14 protein-coding genes are annotated in these 16819 nt (G+C 58.5%); 6 read left to right on the forward strand and 8 right to left on the reverse strand.

The features are described from left to right. Positions 1-6 precede the first annotated feature (6 nt). The 3 genes from AC2FFH_RS12090 to AC2FFH_RS12100 all read right to left on the reverse strand — a co-directional run bounded on the left by AC2FFH_RS12090 (position 7) and on the right by AC2FFH_RS12100 (position 7270). Positions 7-4044 (reverse strand): translocation/assembly module TamB domain-containing protein, encoded by a 4038-nt coding sequence (locus AC2FFH_RS12090; protein ID WP_496844480.1) that lies wholly within the window; start codon positions 4042-4044, stop codon positions 7-9. A gap of 38 nt (positions 4045-4082) precedes the next feature. Beyond that, positions 4083-5831 (reverse strand): autotransporter assembly complex protein TamA, encoded by a 1749-nt coding sequence (locus AC2FFH_RS12095; protein ID WP_496844481.1) that lies wholly within the window; start codon positions 5829-5831, stop codon positions 4083-4085. Between the two features lie 215 nt (positions 5832-6046). Next, the gene (locus AC2FFH_RS12100; protein WP_113791601.1) at positions 6047-7270 is read right to left on the reverse strand and encodes a urate hydroxylase PuuD; all 1224 of its coding nucleotides are present in this window, start codon (positions 7268-7270) and stop codon (positions 6047-6049) included. A gap of 96 nt (positions 7271-7366) precedes the next feature. On the opposite strand from AC2FFH_RS12100, the gene AC2FFH_RS12105 reads away from it, so the two are divergent. Continuing rightward, positions 7367-8290 (forward strand): LysR family transcriptional regulator, encoded by a 924-nt coding sequence (locus AC2FFH_RS12105; protein ID WP_496844483.1) that lies wholly within the window; start codon positions 7367-7369, stop codon positions 8288-8290. A 33-nt stretch (positions 8291-8323) separates the two neighbouring features. Here the strand turns inward: AC2FFH_RS12105 and uraH are convergent, their stop codons facing one another. Continuing rightward, positions 8324-8680 (reverse strand): hydroxyisourate hydrolase, encoded by a 357-nt coding sequence (uraH, locus tag AC2FFH_RS12110; protein WP_058273190.1) that lies wholly within the window; start codon positions 8678-8680, stop codon positions 8324-8326. A 161-nt stretch (positions 8681-8841) separates the two neighbouring features. On the opposite strand from uraH, the gene puuE reads away from it, so the two are divergent. Further along, a complete protein-coding gene (gene puuE, locus AC2FFH_RS12115) occupies positions 8842-10260 on the forward strand; it encodes an allantoinase PuuE (RefSeq protein ID WP_496844484.1) in 1419 nt (472 codons plus the stop codon). Next, positions 10257-10745, forward strand: a complete 489-nt coding sequence (locus AC2FFH_RS12120; protein WP_496844485.1) for an ureidoglycolate lyase — start codon at positions 10257-10259, stop codon at positions 10743-10745. The genes puuE and AC2FFH_RS12120 overlap by 4 nt, the downstream gene beginning before the upstream one ends. A 94-nt stretch (positions 10746-10839) precedes the next feature. Here AC2FFH_RS12120 and AC2FFH_RS12125 read toward each other — a convergent pair whose 3' ends face one another. The 3 genes from AC2FFH_RS12125 to AC2FFH_RS12135 all read right to left on the reverse strand — a co-directional run bounded on the left by AC2FFH_RS12125 (position 10840) and on the right by AC2FFH_RS12135 (position 13126). Further along, on the reverse strand, positions 10840-11826 hold the full coding sequence (locus tag AC2FFH_RS12125; protein WP_496844486.1) for a type I glyceraldehyde-3-phosphate dehydrogenase: 987 nt from the start codon (positions 11824-11826) through the stop codon (positions 10840-10842). A 54-nt stretch (positions 11827-11880) separates the two neighbouring features. After that, positions 11881-12204, reverse strand: coding sequence for a hypothetical protein (locus tag AC2FFH_RS12130; RefSeq protein ID WP_108860986.1), 324 nt, complete (start codon positions 12202-12204; stop codon positions 11881-11883). Between the two features lie 88 nt (positions 12205-12292). Beyond that, the gene (locus tag AC2FFH_RS12135; RefSeq protein ID WP_496844487.1) at positions 12293-13126 is read right to left on the reverse strand and encodes a bifunctional allantoicase/(S)-ureidoglycine aminohydrolase; all 834 of its coding nucleotides are present in this window, start codon (positions 13124-13126) and stop codon (positions 12293-12295) included. Between the two features lie 175 nt (positions 13127-13301). On the opposite strand from AC2FFH_RS12135, the gene AC2FFH_RS12140 reads away from it, so the two are divergent. Further along, entirely contained in the window at positions 13302-13658 is a 357-nt protein-coding gene (locus AC2FFH_RS12140) for a hypothetical protein (protein WP_496767078.1), read from the forward strand. 7 nt (positions 13659-13665) lie between these two features. Here the strand turns inward: AC2FFH_RS12140 and AC2FFH_RS12145 are convergent, their stop codons facing one another. Beyond that, positions 13666-14601, reverse strand: coding sequence for a 2-hydroxyacid dehydrogenase (locus tag AC2FFH_RS12145; protein ID WP_496767077.1), 936 nt, complete (start codon positions 14599-14601; stop codon positions 13666-13668). 127 nt (positions 14602-14728) lie between these two features. Here AC2FFH_RS12145 and AC2FFH_RS12150 point away from each other — a divergent pair, with 127 nt between their 5' ends. After that, positions 14729-15964, forward strand: coding sequence for an acyl-CoA dehydrogenase family protein (locus AC2FFH_RS12150; protein WP_496844488.1), 1236 nt, complete (start codon positions 14729-14731; stop codon positions 15962-15964). A gap of 8 nt (positions 15965-15972) precedes the next feature. After that, positions 15973-16779 carry a thioesterase family protein gene (locus tag AC2FFH_RS12155; RefSeq protein ID WP_496779526.1) on the forward strand — a complete coding sequence of 269 codons (807 nt, stop codon included), beginning with the start codon at positions 15973-15975 and terminating at the stop codon, positions 16777-16779. Positions 16780-16819 lie beyond the last annotated feature (40 nt).

A 16819-nucleotide genomic window follows, 5' to 3' on the forward strand; every position in this document is an offset into this window, starting at 1 on the left:
GCCTGCTTAGTAGTCGCGCGAAAAAAAGACCCCAACACCAGTCTCACCCCGTCCATCTACAGTGCCTTTCACAGTGAAACTGTCGGTAACGTCCAGGTTCAGGTTCACCTCGGTGTCGCCTTCTGTGTTGACGGTGAAATCGGTGTAGAGGTTGTCGCTCAGATACGCTCCGGCGCCGAGCCGGCCCGCGCCACCGTCGGACACGCCGATGTCCACGGTGTCGACGCCCGTTGACTCGCGCAGGCCTTTGGTCGCGTCGCCGCCAGCGCCGCTGAGTTGCGCCAGCGAGGCCGCCATCTGAGCGATTACGAACGGTGACAACTCTGAGAAGCGATTACCGAACAACAGCATTGCCAGCGCTTCCTCCGCCGGGCGCTCGGGGTCGGAAAAGACGTTGACCTCGGGCGAATCCAGTGGCCCGGCGATCTCGATCGTTGCGGTGCCGTCAGAGGTGCTGGTCGAGGACTCGAACTCGATATAGGGCGTCAGGTCCCCCTGCAGCGTAACAATGCCTTTGGTCAGTGCCAGTCTGCGGCCAAGAATGTCAAAATTACCACGGATCAGCTCGATCTGACCGGATGGAATGACCGAGGTAGTGGTGCCGCCGATGTGGATTTTTCCTCCCAGCTCTGCGTTGACACCACGCCCGCGGACAAACACGGCCTTGGGCGCCAAAAGACTGACGTCCAGCGCGATACGTGAAGCGCTTTTGCCTGCGCCTTCTTTTTCGACCAGACCAGCGCGCTCACGGGTGACATAGCCCGCCTGACTTTCGTTTACGTGCACGATGTCCGGAATGGGTGCCGCCCCCACGGCACCTGATGCAGCCGCGAGGTTGATATTGGTTTCGCCAAACGTGATCTGTCCAGCGATCGAGCTGTTACCCGCCAGCGCCCCGGTCATAGCAATTTGTCCGTTCAGCGTGGTTTCATACAGCAACTGATCGGTCAGTACGAGGCTGTTAAGGGCAGTCGTGATATTGGCATTGAATGGTGGCGTAAGGTCTACTGGCCCACTGACGGTAAAATTGCCGCCTGCTCGTGGTCCGCCACTCAGGGAAATAGTGGCGCGGCTGTTTGCAAGTTGGACCGATCCGCTGATGCCTGTGATCGTTTGTCCCGCGCCGGGAATTGCCAGCGACGTACCGGAAGTGGTGATCGAACCGGACAGGGATTCCAGCGCGGGTTTACCCGACAATGTCAGGTCATAACGGGCGCTGCCTTCGATCTTGTTGGGCGTGATAAAGATATTGGCAATGCCAAGATTGACGCCGCCAACGGCTTTCATGTCCGCTTCTCCGGTGCTTTCGTCGAAGGTACCAGAGACTTTGCCGCTAATCTCCGCAGGCCCGTCGGCTTGGGCGTCGATTGTCCAGACACCGTTGTTGCGCTTAGCGCTGCCATTGGCGGCCACTGTACCCGGAAACTCAGGTACAAAACGCTCGATCCGGTTGAACTTGGCGTCAAAATCCAGATCCGCCGACCCGTCGCTGTCCACCGTCCCGGCTAGCTTGGCGTATGAGCTGTCGGGGCCATTCAGGTTGACCGTACCTTCCACGCCCTTGGATGTCGGGGCAACGTTTCCATCCAACGTCAGTGGACCGGACATCGTGTTCAACACCCGCGCCAGATCGTCCAGTTTGACCGAGAAATCCAGCCCGCCCGCTTGACGGTCCAGCTTACCCGAAGCCGTTGCGGTGATGGCCGTGCCGTTCAGGCGGAACGTTTCAATGCTAAGGCCATCTTCCCCATTCTGGGCATCTACGGACAGGGTCGTCTGGCCCTGAATCAGTATGTCCACGGCCTCAATGCCGGTTTGGATGTTGTTGGCATCGAGGTTGCCCTGAACATCGAATGCCCGGGTGGACAGGGTACCGTTGCCTTGCACGTTTGCTGCGACCGAACCGGCAAGATCACGCCCGGCCAACCCGGAAAACAGGGACAGGTTCGGCACATTCAATTTCGCTTGGCCATCTGCCGACAGATCTCCGGCGGGGTCGTCTACGGTCGCCTGAACTTGTGCGCTAAGGGCGCGGCCATTCACCGAGGCGCTGCGGATGTCGATACTGTCTGCGGTTCTGGCGCCGTCCCATTCGATCTCGGTTCTGCCGGTCAGCAGAGGGTCGATATCGGCCATACCAGTCTTGATGTTCTGACCTATCACGCTGGCCGTGCCGTCAAATTCCAGCGTTTGTACCGTGCCTGTACCGTTCACGGTCGCCTGTAGGGAACCGCCAAGGTCGCGTTTTGCCAAGCCAGAGAAGACCGACAAATCCGATGCGTTGACCCGGGCCTGCCCATCAATGGTCAGGTTGCCGTCGGGCGTCGTCACAACACCGCTGGCCACGGCTTTGGCGGCCTTACTGTCCAGATCGAATTCACGGATAGTTATGCCGTCTGTGCCGCGGCTTGCGTCCAGAGTGATCGTGGTCTCTCCGGTGATAACCGGGTCGATATCGTCACGGCCAGTAGACAAGTCGCGGCCCTGAACCATGACTTTGCCGTCAAAGCTGCGTTCCAGCGGTGAACCTTTTCCGGTCACGCTGGCCGAGACCTGCCCGCCAAGGTCCAGCTTGGCAAGATCCGAAAAGCGCGACAGGTCAGTTGCGTCCAGCTTGGCCGTACCGTCGACCGTCAAGCCGCTGGTCAGACCTGAGATCAGCGCGTCCAGCGCCAGCGTGTAGTCAGAGCCCACAAGCTCGAACCCCGATAGGTTCAGTGACTGGTCGCTGCTATAGTCGAACTGGCCATCAAGTGTGATGCGATCGCCCAAAGCTGTGGTCAGCGCGTCATCGGCCATCTCTATTCCGCCGACCGCGATTTGTACGTCGCCATCGACAGTCAGAACCTCGCCCTGATCCAGGGTGCCTTGCGCGGTGATCCGGGCATCACCCAGCTTGGCCTGAGGGGACGCGAATTCATTGGCAGTCAGGCTTAGGTCCCAAAGGTTGCCGTTCTGGCGGTCAAACAGTGCCGACACCTGCGCCGCCTTGATAGAGGTATCGCCCCCCGCGACCGGAAGAACGACGGCTTCCCCATCCGGCGGAGTGATGCGCCCTTGCAGAGCCGCCAGTTGCAATTCACCACCTTCGGCCAATTGAAGCTCACCCTTCAGATCCAGTGCCTGCGTGGTGAGTTCCAAATCCGAGATGTCCAGCGCGCCCTCGGGCTTGGTCTGGCCATCGACATAAAGCCGTGATTTTGGGCCGAAGAACGGATCGATGTCCTCCCCCAGAAAGGGTGTCAGATCGCCGTTCAGATCAGCGGTGAACGCAATGCCGTCCGCTGCGCCACCCTCGGCCGCCTGCAGCTGAACCTGCCCAGTGACGCGCATCTGGTTGTCGCTGCTCAGCCCAATATCGGCGGTAAAATCCGTCAGAGGACCCGCGCCCTTGGCTGCCAGGCCGATCGGCGGGCTGTCGGGGATCTTCAGCGCGGTTGAAATCAGACCACCAGAGGCTTCGTTCACCTGTAAATCCAGGTTGATCTCACTTGTAGAGTTCTGGAACCCGGCCGCCAGCTTGATCTCATCCCCTGCGCGGTCCAGTCGGATCACGTCTAGATTGGTGTCCAGCGCCCCATCTGCCAGCGACAGGTTGCCTGTCACGCTCAGATCAGCGGCGACACCGATCAATGGCTCACCAAGAGACAGCTCATCCACCCGGATTTCACCGATTTCGATGGAAACCGGCAGTTCGGGCAGTTGAAACGGTTGCGTTTCCGCCGAAGCAGGTGGTTCTTCCTTGGTCGTTGTGCCCGGCGCACGGGAAATATCGATTTCCTGCGCGGTCAGTGAGTTGACCGAAAATCGGCCGCGGATCAGCGCCAGACGGTTCCAGTCGAGTTCGGCGTCCTTGATGGTCAGCCAAACACCTTCATCATCGGCAACTGTGATCTCTTCAATCGTCGCGCGCGCGCTCAGCGCGCCTTGCAGGCCCTTAACGGTCACGTTTTGGTCGTCGCCAGAGAGCGTATCCTGCAGGAAGTTCTCCAGCATGCTGCCGCCTTCCTCCTGCGCGGCAAGTGGCAGAGGGGCAGACAGCATCAGCCCCGAAAACAATAACGGATATGCGCGACGTCCAATCAAAATGCCTGTCCGATCCCGATATAAAACTGCAAGCCGTCGCCGGTGTCACCCTGCACTGGAACGGCCAGATCCAGCCGCAACGGACCAAATCCGCCCAGATCATACCGAACCCCAAGCCCGGCACCGGCGTGATATTCTGCGCCGCTGCCGATGAATGAGGATGTGTCCACCGTACCGTAGTCATAAAACCCGACCAGAGATATGGCTTCGGTGACTTTGCCACGCACCTCGGCAGAAAGACCAAGGAAAGATTTGCCCCCTGCAATACCAGTGCCGACAGGGATGCCAAGACTCTCGTAAGGTTGGCCGCGAACCGTTCCGGCACCGCCCGAGAAAAACAGGAAGTCTGGTGTTACACCGTCCGGTGATGGCCCGAGCACTGATCCCAGCTGTACGCGACCGGCCAGAACCAGCCGTCCGCCGGTGCCGAGGCTGGTATAGCCGCGTCCATCAAAAAACATGCGTATGCCGCTTTCGGTTTCGGACAGACCAGCAAAGGGCGTGATCTGCGCGTCCAGATAAAAGCCGCGCGTTGCGCTGACCTTACTGTCGCGCTCGTCCCATTCCGAACGCAAGGGAAGGATGAAATATCGGAACCTGCGGTCATCGCCATAGGCGTCGTCCGCGCTGGACCACTGAAACCCGGCTGAGGCTTCGGCATATAGGCGATCAGAGAACGTGCGCCGGGCACCGTAGGCCAGCGACGCAACGGTGACGTTGTAGTTTTCTGTGTTGCGCCGTTCCAGAAGCGCGTTCCAGAAAGTGTTGTCATCGGGACCAAGCCGGTCGGGCTGATCCAGACGCAAGCCGATCCGGCCGTCGATATCCTCGGCACCGCCGATATTACGGACTGCCGCCTCGAACCGCAGACGTTCGGCACGCCGGAATACGTTGCGGTGCGTCCAGGTCGCGGTCACGTCTACCCCGTCGCGCGAAGCGATCTCGGCGCCAAAGGTCAGTCGGCGCTTGGGTAAATCTTCAAACGTTGCGTCGAAATCCAATGTGCCGTCCGGGTTCGGAGTCTCCCTCTCTTCAATCGAAACAACGTTGAAGGTCCCGGTCCGCCGCAACCGTGTGCCGACCTTCTGGATTTTCTCGGGCGAATATACTTCGCCTGCCGGAAACCCGGCGATCTTTTCTATTGACCGGTGGCGCACATCGGTGTCGCCCTTGATGATCATTTTGCCAAATCTCAGGCGCGGGCCGGGGGTAAGGTCGATCTCGGCATCCAGCTTGGCCTCGGCATGGCGGGCAATGACTTTCTGGCCTTCGACTTCGGCCTTGGCATGACCCGCGTTGCGCCAACCCTGCACGCCAGCTGACGCGGCTTGTTGGATCGCGCCGGTGGTCGCGAGTTTGCCGACCGCAAACTCCTCGGGCAGAACTGTTTCGGGCGTGATCGGTTGTACGATGGCTTCGCCAAAGGTGAACTTGGGGCCGGTGTTGACCGTGATTACCGCGCGATTGATCTGCGCCGGTACGCTGAGCGAGCTGATCTCAGCTGCTTCTTTTCCGTCCAGTTTGATGCTTACGACTGGGCTGAAATACCCTTCGTCATAAAGAATCTGGACGAGAGTGCGATAATCCGAAAGCGCGGCCGACAAGATCTCAAGCGGCGTGTCCAGCCCGCGGGATTCGGCTGTCGTAACCGAGGAGGTTTCCTCCATCCGCTCTACAAGTTCTTTCGAGGCACCCGGGGCCGTCAGGGTGGTTTCCAACGCGGCCAATGCGGTCGGCAGGGTCATTGCAATCGCGCCGAGAAGGCATCTCTTCAAAAAGGCGCGCGGCCTGCTCCCCGGCATCTGATAGCTCCAACTGCCCCAACTCGAAATCACATTTGCCGTTTTGTGCAAAGCAACGGCTGATTGTTTTCATGTTAGAGCATCAGAGTCCTTGCAGGAAAAGACTAAATCCTACGTCGCCTGAATTTTGCGGCCTGTGTGATTGATCGGTCTCGGGATCAGGAACCGGCGTTGCGGAACCAGCGGATGATTGCTTCTCGGTCCTCGGGCTCCATGTAGGTGACGTTTGCGGGGGGCATCGCATGGCTGACCCCCGCCTGCAGATAGATTTGCTGGGCGTTGCGGGCAATGTCGCCTTCAGTTTCCAGCAATACGCCCTTTGGCGCCCACAAAATGCCCTCCCACACCGGTTCGCGTGCGTGGCACATCGAACAGCGTCCAAGAACGACGTCATGGGCCTCTTCAAAGCCATCGGCGGCAGCATATTTCTGTTCAAACGGTGTCAGTGGCTGTGCTTCGGCCTCTTCCAGAGGTTTGTACATAGGGGCAGTAGACAACCACATTATTGCGATGAACAGCAACGCAGTGACCAGCCATGTCCAGGTTGGATCGCCTGCCCGAGCGTGGCGCGTGTTGAAGTAGTGTCGGATGGTCACGCCCATCAGGAAGACCAGAGCCGCGATGATCCAGTTGTATTCTGTCGCAAATGCCAGTGGGTAGTGGTTCGACAACATCAGGAACACGACCGGCAACGTCAGGTAGTTGTTATGCGTCGAGCGCAGCTTGGCGATTTTGCCGTACTTTGGGTCAGGTGTACGGCCGTTCTTCAGATCGTCTACCACGATGCGTTGGTTCGGCATGATGATGAAAAACACGTTGGCTGTCATGATCGTGGCCGTGAAGGCACCCAGATGCAGCATCATGGCGCGACCGGTGAAAACCTGATTGTACCCCCAGCCCATCACCACCAGTAGGACGAACAGCAGCACCATCAGCAGGGTCGGACGTTCGCCCAAACCCGATTTGCACAGGAAATCATAGATCAGCCAACCAACTGTCAGCGAGGCGGCCGAGATCAGAATGCCTTGCCACAGCGCCAGATCGGCTTTTTGTGCGTCGATCAGATAAAGCTCTCCGCCCACCCAGTACACGATCATCAGCAACCCGGCCCCGCTGAGCCAGGTCGCGTAGCTTTCCCATTTGAACCAAACCAGGTGTTCCGGCATCCGTTCGGGCGCGACCAGGTATTTCTGGATGTGGTAGAAACCGCCGCCATGAACCTGCCATTCCTCGCCATCCGCCGGGCCGGGGATGTCGCGGTTCAGACCAAGGTCCAGTGCGATGAAATAAAATGAGGATCCGATCCAGGCAATGGCGGTAATAACGTGCAGCCAGCGCACGGCAAATGCCATCCAGTCCCAGAAAACGGCGAAGTCGTACATGAGAAAGCTCTCCGATTGGTTGCCGTCACACTAGGCAAAGGGCACTTTCTTCGGTATTCCCTGATATTGTCAAACTGTATCAAAAAAAACGAAAAGATGTCCTATCTAGACAACATCCGCACCTTTGTCAGGGTTTACGACCTTGGCAGCATGTCCGCTGCCGGGCGAGACCTGCGAATCTCGCCTGCGGTGACGTCGGCGCGGATATCTCAGCTTGAAGATCATCTGGGCGTGCGTCTGTTTCAAAGAACAACGCGCAATCTCAGCCCGACAGAGCAGGGGCGGGCATTCTATCCCGGTGCCGTGGCTGTTTTGGATGCGGTGGACGATGCCGAAGCGCAGGTCGTCCATCTGACCGAAGCGCCGCGTGGATCGTTGTTCGTTGCCGCTCCGCTAGGGGTGGGGCGCAGGGTTTTGGCACCGCATGTGCCCGATTTTCTTGCAGAATACCCCGAGATCGATGTGCGCTTGCGGTTGACGGACAGATCCGTTGATCTGACGACCGAAGGTTTGGATCTTGCCTTTTTCATCGGCCAGCCTGAAGATAGTACTCTGCGTATTCGAAAGATCGCCGACTGCCAGCGCGTGCTTTGTGCCGCTCCTGCCTATGTTGAACGCAGGGGCATGCCTGCAACGGGCGCGGACCTGGTTTCCCAGCGCCATGAATGCCTGAACCTGAGGTTTCCCGGCGCGACCGAGTTTCAGTGGCAGTTGGAGACACCTGACGGTCCCAAGCGGTTCGCAGTTTCTGGCCGGTTCGAATGTGACGACGGTGACGTGCTGACTGACTGGGCGCTGTCGGGGCAGGGGATCGCGATGAAACCGGTTTTTGAAGTGGCCGAACACCTCAGTTCGGGGCGTCTGGTCCCCGTTGCGGTCGAAACGCCGCCGGTGCCTGTTCAAATGGCCTGCCTATACACACATCGCCGCCATCAGGACCCCAAGGCGCGTTTGTTCATGGATTTCATGATTGCGCGGATCGGCAAGGTCGTGCGTGGGTCGGAAACTGCTGACACATAAAGCTGCCGTTTAGCGGCAACCCCATCCCGCGGTTCAACTGCCCCGGTAGGTCGAATAGCCGTAAGGGGACAGCAGCAGAGGTACATGATAATGTGCCTCGGCATCAGACATGCCAAACCGGAGCGGCACCTGATCCAGAAACAGCGGGTCATCAGCAGCCTGGCCCGATGCGCGCAGATAGTCTCCTGCGAAGAAAACCAGCTCGTAAGTACCAGTTTTGAAAGAGTCTTGTGGCAAGATTGGGCTGTCAGTGCGCCCGTCCGAATTGGTCTCCATCTCGGCGATTTTGCGATGGGAATTCCCCGACACCCGATAGAGTGCGATTTTCAATCCTTCAGCCGGGCAGCCGCGTGCAGTGTCCAGAACATGGGTCGTCAGATAGCCAGCCACGGGTCTCTCCTTTGATTTGTCTTTTGCTTTGTCACAGTCTGACGCAAAGTTTGAAACAGTGGAAATGCCGAAAGAACCGGAAACAGCGTTCGGATTGATTTGATAATCATCGACGTGTTTCTGGGGTAAGGCTATTCAAAAGATCAAGAATGGAAGATGCCATGCAGCCCCCTCGCTATCCTCGTGACATGATCGGATATGGTGCCAACCCGCCAGATGCCAAATGGCCGGGCGGCGCGAAGCTGGCCGTTCAGATCGTACTGAACTACGAAGAGGGCGGTGAAAATTGCGTGCTGCACGGCGATGCCGCGTCCGAGGCGTTTCTGTCCGAAATCGTGGGGGCCGCCCAATGGCCGGACCAGCGCCATTGGAACATGGAGTCGATCTATGAGTACGGCTCTCGCGCTGGTTTCTGGCGACTGCACCGGTTGATGCAGGACTTGCCAATAACAGTCTATGGCGTTGCAACAGCCCTGGCCCGTTCGCCGGATCAGATGGCAGCGATGAAGGCCGCCGGGTGGGAGATTGCCAGCCATGGTTTGAAATGGGTCGAACATAAAGACATGCCGGCGGATGAAGAGCGCGCACAAATCGCCGAGGCTATCCGTCTTCACACCGAGGTCGTCGGTGAACGCCCGCGCGGTTGGTACACGGGGCGATGTTCGGAAAACACGGCTCGTCTGGTGGCAGAAGAAGGTGGCTTTGCCTATGTGGCCGACACATATGCGGACGACTTGCCGTACTGGATGCAGACCGGTGGCCGGGATCAGTTGATCGTGCCCTATACACTGGATTGCAACGACATGCGCTTTGCCACGCCGCAGGGCTTCAACTCGGGTGACCAGTTCTATTCCTACCTCAAGGACAGCTTTGATGCGCTATACGCCGAGGGCGAGGCCGGAGCGCCCAAGATGCTGTCGATTGGGTTGCACTGCCGCCTGATCGGACGACCTGGCCGGGTGATGGCGTTGAAACGTTTCCTGGAATACGCGCGCGGCTTTTCCGATGTCTGGTTTGCGACACGGTTGCAGATCGCCGAACACTGGGCGGAACACCATCCTGCGGTGCGGCGTCCGAAGCCTACTCAAATGGACCGGGACGCGTTTGTCGCCACGTATGGCGGCATCTTCGAGCATTCCGCCTGGATCGCTGAACGGGCTTATGAGCTGGAATTGGGACCGGCTCATGACACGGCCGGAGGGCTGCACAGTGCATTGACCCGCATGTTCCGTTCCGCCTCTGCGGACGAAAGGATGGGTGTCCTGACCGCGCACCCGGATCTTGCCGGAAAGCTGGCGCAGGCCAAACGGCTGACGCAGGAAAGCACGTCCGAGCAGGCTTCGGCCGGGTTGGATGCCCTGACAGATGAAGAGCGTGCGACGTTCACCGAGTTGAACCAGAAATACACTGAGAAATTCGGCTTTCCGTTTATCATCGCCGTACGTGATCACGACAAAACGTCTATCCTTCAGGCGTTTCAACGGCGCATCGATCAGGATAAGGACACCGAATTCGCCGAGGCTTGCCGTCAGGTCGAGCGGATCGCCGAATTCCGGTTGCGGGACGTTTTACCCTCATGAGCGAGCAAGTCAGGACTGCGCCATTGACGGCCAAGGCATTTGCCCCGTTTGGTGATGTCATCGAAGTGACCGGTGATCCGGATAAGATCATCAATCAGGGGCAATGTGGCCGGTACCATGATCTGGCACGACTGGATTTCACAGACGGACGCGCCGGGATCAGCCTGTTTAACGCCAACCCACGATCCTTGCCCTATCAACTGGATATGGTTGAGCGTCACCCCGAGGGTAGTCAGGCGTTCATCCCAATGACACATCAGCCTTTTCTGGTTGTCGTGGCCCCGGATGAGGGCGGGCGGCCCGGGCATCCGCAGGCATTTGTGACCAATCCTGGACAGGGTGTAAACTATTTTCGCGGCACATGGCATGGGGTGCTGACCCCATTGCACGGGCCCGGCTTATTCGCTGTGATCGATCGGATTGGTGGGGGGGCTAATCTGGAGGAGTTCTGGTTTGACGCGCCGTTTGAGATAATAGGCGGATAGGGAACTCCCGCCCGGTCAATGCGCATCAAAGATGCTTGTGACCCGTTGGGCCAAGCAGCGCGCGGGCAAGCCCGCCCGCTGCGCCCGCGCACATTCAGCCATCTGTCATAAGGCGGGCAACATCCAACATGCGTGCCGAAAATCCCCATTCGTTGTCATACCAGCCGAAAACACGGATCTGATGTTCACCGACCATACGTGTCTCGGGTCCTGCGATAACCAGTGACTCTGGGCGTGTACGCAGGTCTGACGAGACCAGAGGGTGATCTGTCCAACCCAGCACGGGCGATGTCTGGACGGCTGCGCGCAGTTCGGCTTCGAACAAGTCGGGTGACATTCCGCGATCCAGCGTCACCACCAGATCAATGGCGGATACACTGGCCGTCGGGACCCGAACAGCAGCGCCCGAGATGCGCCCGGCCAGATGCGGCATGACGTCGTCGATCAGGTGGGTGGCGCTGGATGTGGTGGGCACCATAGACAGCGCGCCGGCGCGCGAACGGGCCAGATCGCCGCGTGGTGCGTCCACCATTGGTTGGCTGTTCGTATAGCAGTGAATCGTTGTCATATGGGCTGACGCGATCCCGCCAATCTGGTCCAACACTTTGACCAAGGGCGCAAGCCCGTTGGTTGTGCAAGACGCGTTGGACACGATGCGAGCGTTGCCCAACTGATCTTCGTTGGCCCCCAGAACGATTGTGATTTCGGTCGCGGGCGAGGGGCCAGAGATCAGCACCTTGCGAGCCCCGGCGGTCAGGCCCTGACTGGCCACATCCGAGGTACGGGCAACGCCGGTGCAATCCATCAGAACGTCGACACCGGCCAGATCGACATGTGCCAGATTGGGGCTGTGCGTCATGGGGATTGTGCGCCCATCGACGACGATCGCCGCGTCGCCCTGTTCTACTGTGCCGGGGTAGGGGCCAAAGGTGCTGTCATATTTGAACAGGTATGCGCAAGTCTCAAGCGGGGCGATGTCGTTGATCAGAACCAGCTCAATATCCGTGTCCTGCGGCAAAGCCAGCAGCTGCCGCAGGATTGTGCGGCCAATACGGCCGAATCCGTTGATTGCAAGTTTCATGCGCAAGCTATGGCAGCGCGCTGCCAATAGCTCAATGCCCGTTGTGACCTATGGTCAGTTGCAGCTGACCTGCGAAAAGAACTGACCCGAAATGTTCTGGTACATGCTGGCCACGATCGGTCTGCACCCAGTCGCTTGCTGAAAGGCGGCTATGGCCTGAATGGTGCGCAAGCGCGGCGGTGGGCCAAAGGGGTTCAGGTTGTTGTTGTCGCGCGTCGCGCGGTACACGACCGGAGCGTCCGAGACCTGTGTCACCGCCCAGGTGCGGCTCATGACAAAAACCTGCTTGGTTTCTTCCTTTGCGGCGACAGGCGTTGCATCAAATGCTGTCAAACCAATCGCAGCAGCCAGTGCCAGCATCGTTACACGCAGTACCATTGAACAATCTCCAGTGCTAAAATCCGCTATCATTTCACCAGATTCACGCGCTTCTGTGAACCCCTGACCGAAAAAAGCGTTTAATAGCCTAGCGTTTGGACAACATAAGCGGCATGTGCCGGTTCACATCCTTGTAAAGCAGATAGCGAAAGCGCCCAGGTCCGCCTGCATAGCAGGCCTGCGGGCAAAAGGCGCGCAACCACATGTAATCGCCGGCCTCTACCTCGACCCAATCCTGGTTCAGCCGATAGACCGCCTTGCCTTCCAGCACGTACAACCCGTGTTCCATGACATGGGTTTCGGCAAAGGGAATCACGCCGCCAGGTTCGAAGTTGACGATGTTGACGTGCATGTCATGACGCAGATCCTGCGGATCGGTGAATCGGGTCGTGGACCAGCGCCCCTCAGTTCCGGGCATCTCGACGGGCGACACATCACGTTCGTTGGTGATGATCGGATCTGGAGGAGGCAGGCCGGGAACGGCTTCATAGGCTTTGCGAACCCAGTGGAATCGGGCGGTTTTTTCGGCGCTGTTGTGCAGTGTCCAATCCGATCCGGGCGGGATATAGGCGTATCCGCCGGTTTCGAGGACATGGACAGCACCGCCTAATGTCAGGGTCACCTCACCTTCGACAACAAAAAGAACGCCCTGCGCCTGAGGGTCAGTTTCAGGGTGGTCGCTGCCGCCGCCGGGCTGAACTTCCATGATGTATTGCGAAAACGTCTCGGCAAATCCGCTGAGGGGGCGGGACAGAACCCAAAGCCGGGTGCATTCCCAGAACGGTAGGTTGCTGGTGACGATGTCGCGCATGGTGCCTTTGGGGATAACCGCATAGGCGTCGGTAAACATGGCGCGGTCGGTCAACAGCTGGTCTTGTCCGGGGTGTCCGCCTGTGGGCGCGTAATAGGTGGGCTGTGCCATTTCATGCCTCTGGTTCGTGTTTGAAGCACTATGAGGCGATTGGCGCGGCGGTCCTAGCACCCGAGTCGCGATAGGTTTGTTCGGTATTATTTGAAGGTCGGCCAGCGGGGCTTGGCCCCCGTGCCCCGGCGGTATAGTCTTGTGACCAAACTTATTTTAGCAAGGCGAGAAGATCATGAAAGCCTGGATTTCACACTTTTTTGCAGCAGCCGTTGTGATCGGCGCGGTTTCACTGGCACAGGCCAAGCCACTTTCGAGAATCATCGCTGAAATGGGGTTGAGCCCCGAAGACTACAGTGTCGTCAACGCCACGACCAATGCGATGTTGGCAGATGGAACGCCTCAGGTCGGAACCGAACGTAACTGGTCGAACGACGACACCGGATCAAAAGGTACTGTCCGGGTGCGCGAGGTTCGGGACAATTGCGTGCATCTTCAGCATTTCATTGTGCCTGCCGGGGCCGAACAATCACGCGAAGTCAGAACCCGCAACTGCCGGGACGCCGGCGGAAACTGGGTTCTGACGCCCTGATTTCGACTCAGTAGCCGCGTGTGCGGTCGACTTCGTGCAGTAAGGGCTTCCCTGCGGACAACCGTTGGAAATTCTCTGCAACGTCCGCCAATGCTTCGCCTAAGTGCCAGCCAGAAACATGCGGAGTGATTGTGACGCCAAGGTGTGCCCAGAGCGGACTGTCTGAGGGCAAGGGTTCTGTACTGGTTACGTCCAGAACGGCGTGGCCGGGCGTTCCACGGTCCAAGGCTTCGATCAGCGCAATTTCGTCAATCAGATCACCACGCCCTGCATTCAACAGCTGACTGCCGGGCTTCATGGCGGCCAACATCTGCGCATCGAACAAGCCGACAGTTTGCGGCGTGGACGGCAGAATGGCGCAAACGTGGTCGCATTGGCCAAGCAACGTCGGCAGCGCATCCTCGCCATGCAGGCAGGTCACGCCTTCGATTTCTTTCGGGGATCGACTCCATCCCATGACCTGAAATCCGATGGCGCGCAGCATCCTGGCGCTGCGGGTGCCGATATGGCCCAGGCCCAGAACGCCCACTACGGTGTCCGGCGTGAATATCGGGGCTTTGGGCACCCATTCTGCCTTGCGCTGGGCAGCTTCGTGAAATGCCATGTTCCGTTGATGGTGAAGGACATAAGCGACGAACCACTCGGCAATACCTTGCGCGGGCGCATCGGGCTTGAGCCGTGCGATACGGACGTGATCGGGCAAGCTCGGGTTGCCAACAATCGTTTCTACGCCCGCGCCCAGTTTCTGGACCAGTTGCAGGTTCGGCAGCCGTTTGGGGTGGTCGTTGTTCAGGCCGACAACAGCGACCATGGTGATTTCGCTTGCATCTCCAATCGTTTCCCGGGTTCGCACATCCGCGCCGGGGTTTATGTTTCGGATCGTTTTGGCGATGTCATCATCGCTTATCCAGTCGGTCAGACCGGTTTCGATCAGTAGCGCCATGAATCACCCTCGCAATTTCATTTTGATTGAGTTGACGTTCCGTCACACAGCTAGACATTCTATCGGCAGCTAAGTCATTCTCTGTTCAAAGGTAAAGCCCGCTCTTTGGGCCTGAGGAGGAAAGCTCATGAACATGTCATTCGGTCTGCGCGAAGAAAATCGCGCACTGCTACAACGTGTGGCAGATATGATCCGGGATGAGATCATGCCGCTGGAAGAAGAATACCAGGCCGAAATCGATAAGGGCGACCGCTGGCAATACACCGAACGTCAGGCTGAAATCCTCGAAGGGTTGAAAGCCAAAGCCAAGGCTGCCGGACTTTGGAACTTTTGGTTGACAGACAGCGACAGGGGCTTTGGCTTGACCACGGTCGAGTATGCTTACTTCGCCGAAGAGATGGGCAAAACGCCTCTTGGGGCCGAGGTGTTCAACTGTTCGGCCCCCGATACCGGTAATATGGAAGTGTTCGAGCGCTATGGCACGGACGAGATGAAAGAGCAGTGGCTGAAACCCCTGCTGAACGGCGATATCCGGTCCGCGTATTTGATGACAGAGCCGGGCGTGGCGTCATCGGATGCTACGAATGTATCGATGTCCTGTGTGCGGGACGGGGACGACTATGTACTGAATGGTGAAAAATGGTGGTCATCGGGGGCGGGTGATCCACGGTGCAAGGTCTATATCGTCATGGTCAAGACGGCAGGTGACGAGCAACCCAAACACAAGCGGCAGTCGATGATTGTTGTGCCTGCCGATGCGCCAGGGATCGAGGTTCTGCGACCGATGCAGGTTTACGGCCACGATGATGCCCCGCACGGCCACATGCACATTCGCTTTACCAACGTTCGGGTTCCCGCCGAGAATATCCTGCTGGGCGAAGGCCGCGGGTTCGAGATCGCGCAAGGTCGCCTTGGGCCCGGCCGTATACACCATTGTATGCGCGCAATTGGTCAGGCTGAAACGGCGCTGGAACAGATGTGCAAACGGTCGCTGCAGCGCGAAGCCTTCGGCAAGAAACTGGCGCAGCTGGGGGCCAATTTCGATATTATTGCCGAATGCCGGATGGAGATTGAAATGGCGCGCTTGCTGTGCTTGAAGGCTGCCTGGTACATGGATCAGGGCGATGCCCGTGCGGCGGCACCCTGGATTAGCCAGATCAAGGTCGTTGCCCCGCGTGTCGCACTCAAAGTCATCGATGAGGCCGTTCAGATGTTCGGCGGGCAGGGGGTCAGTCAGGACACGCCCCTGGCGACGGCCTGGACCCATGTGCGTACTTTGCGGCTGGCCGATGGGCCGGATGCGGTACACCGCCGTCAGGTGGCGCGGGCCGAGTTGAAAAAGCACACGCAGGAAAAAGTCTGAGGTTCTAGATGGTGCTGAAACCGGATCTGAAGGAACAATCCTATTTCCACGTTCGGACTGACGGAGCTTTTGTCGGCAATGATCCCGCACGCGGGCCGTGGTCTGCGGATCATTGTCATGCGGGCCCGGTCGCGGGGCTGATCGTTCGTGCAGCTGAAACAGAGGTTGGGCCGGAAAAGATGTTGACACGGCTGACGGTGGATCTGCTGCGCCCGCTACCGTTGGCAGGTTTGCGTGTGGCGGCAGAAACGACGCGCCATACCAAAACGTTAGCGACGACGCGTGTCACGGTGCACGATCTGGATGACACGCTGTGTGCCACGGCTACGACAATGCACATAGTACGGCGTGATTTGGGGCCGGTTCCAAACATCACGATGCCGCCGCCCAATCTTGACGACGCAGTGACTGGCCCGTTCCCGATTGGCGAAACCCTCCACGACCTGCCGGGATTCGCAAACCATTCGGATATTCTCTACCCCAAGGATGGTAACCAGAACGCCGGTCCAAAGACGGTCTGGATGCGCACCCCGAAGCTGTTGGAGGGCGAGGCGCAATCGCTGATTCAGGCGCTATGCCCTCTGGCGGATTGCGGGAACGGGATCTCGTGGAATGCACCAACATCTGAGATGGGGTTCATGAACACGGACCTGACGGTGCAGATTCAACGCGAACCCACGTCGGACTGGTTGGCCTCACAGTCCTTATCCCATTGGCAATCGTCGGGAATAGGAATGTCACAATCGGTTCTGTTCGACACCGAAGGCCCGGTCGGAACAGCCCTGCAGACGTTGGTTTTGTTCCCGCCGAAGTGACCGGTTTGGCCGGTTCCTGCACGGGTCTGTCGAAACACGT

Source organism: Ruegeria sp. YTSC003 (genome assembly GCF_059609785.1).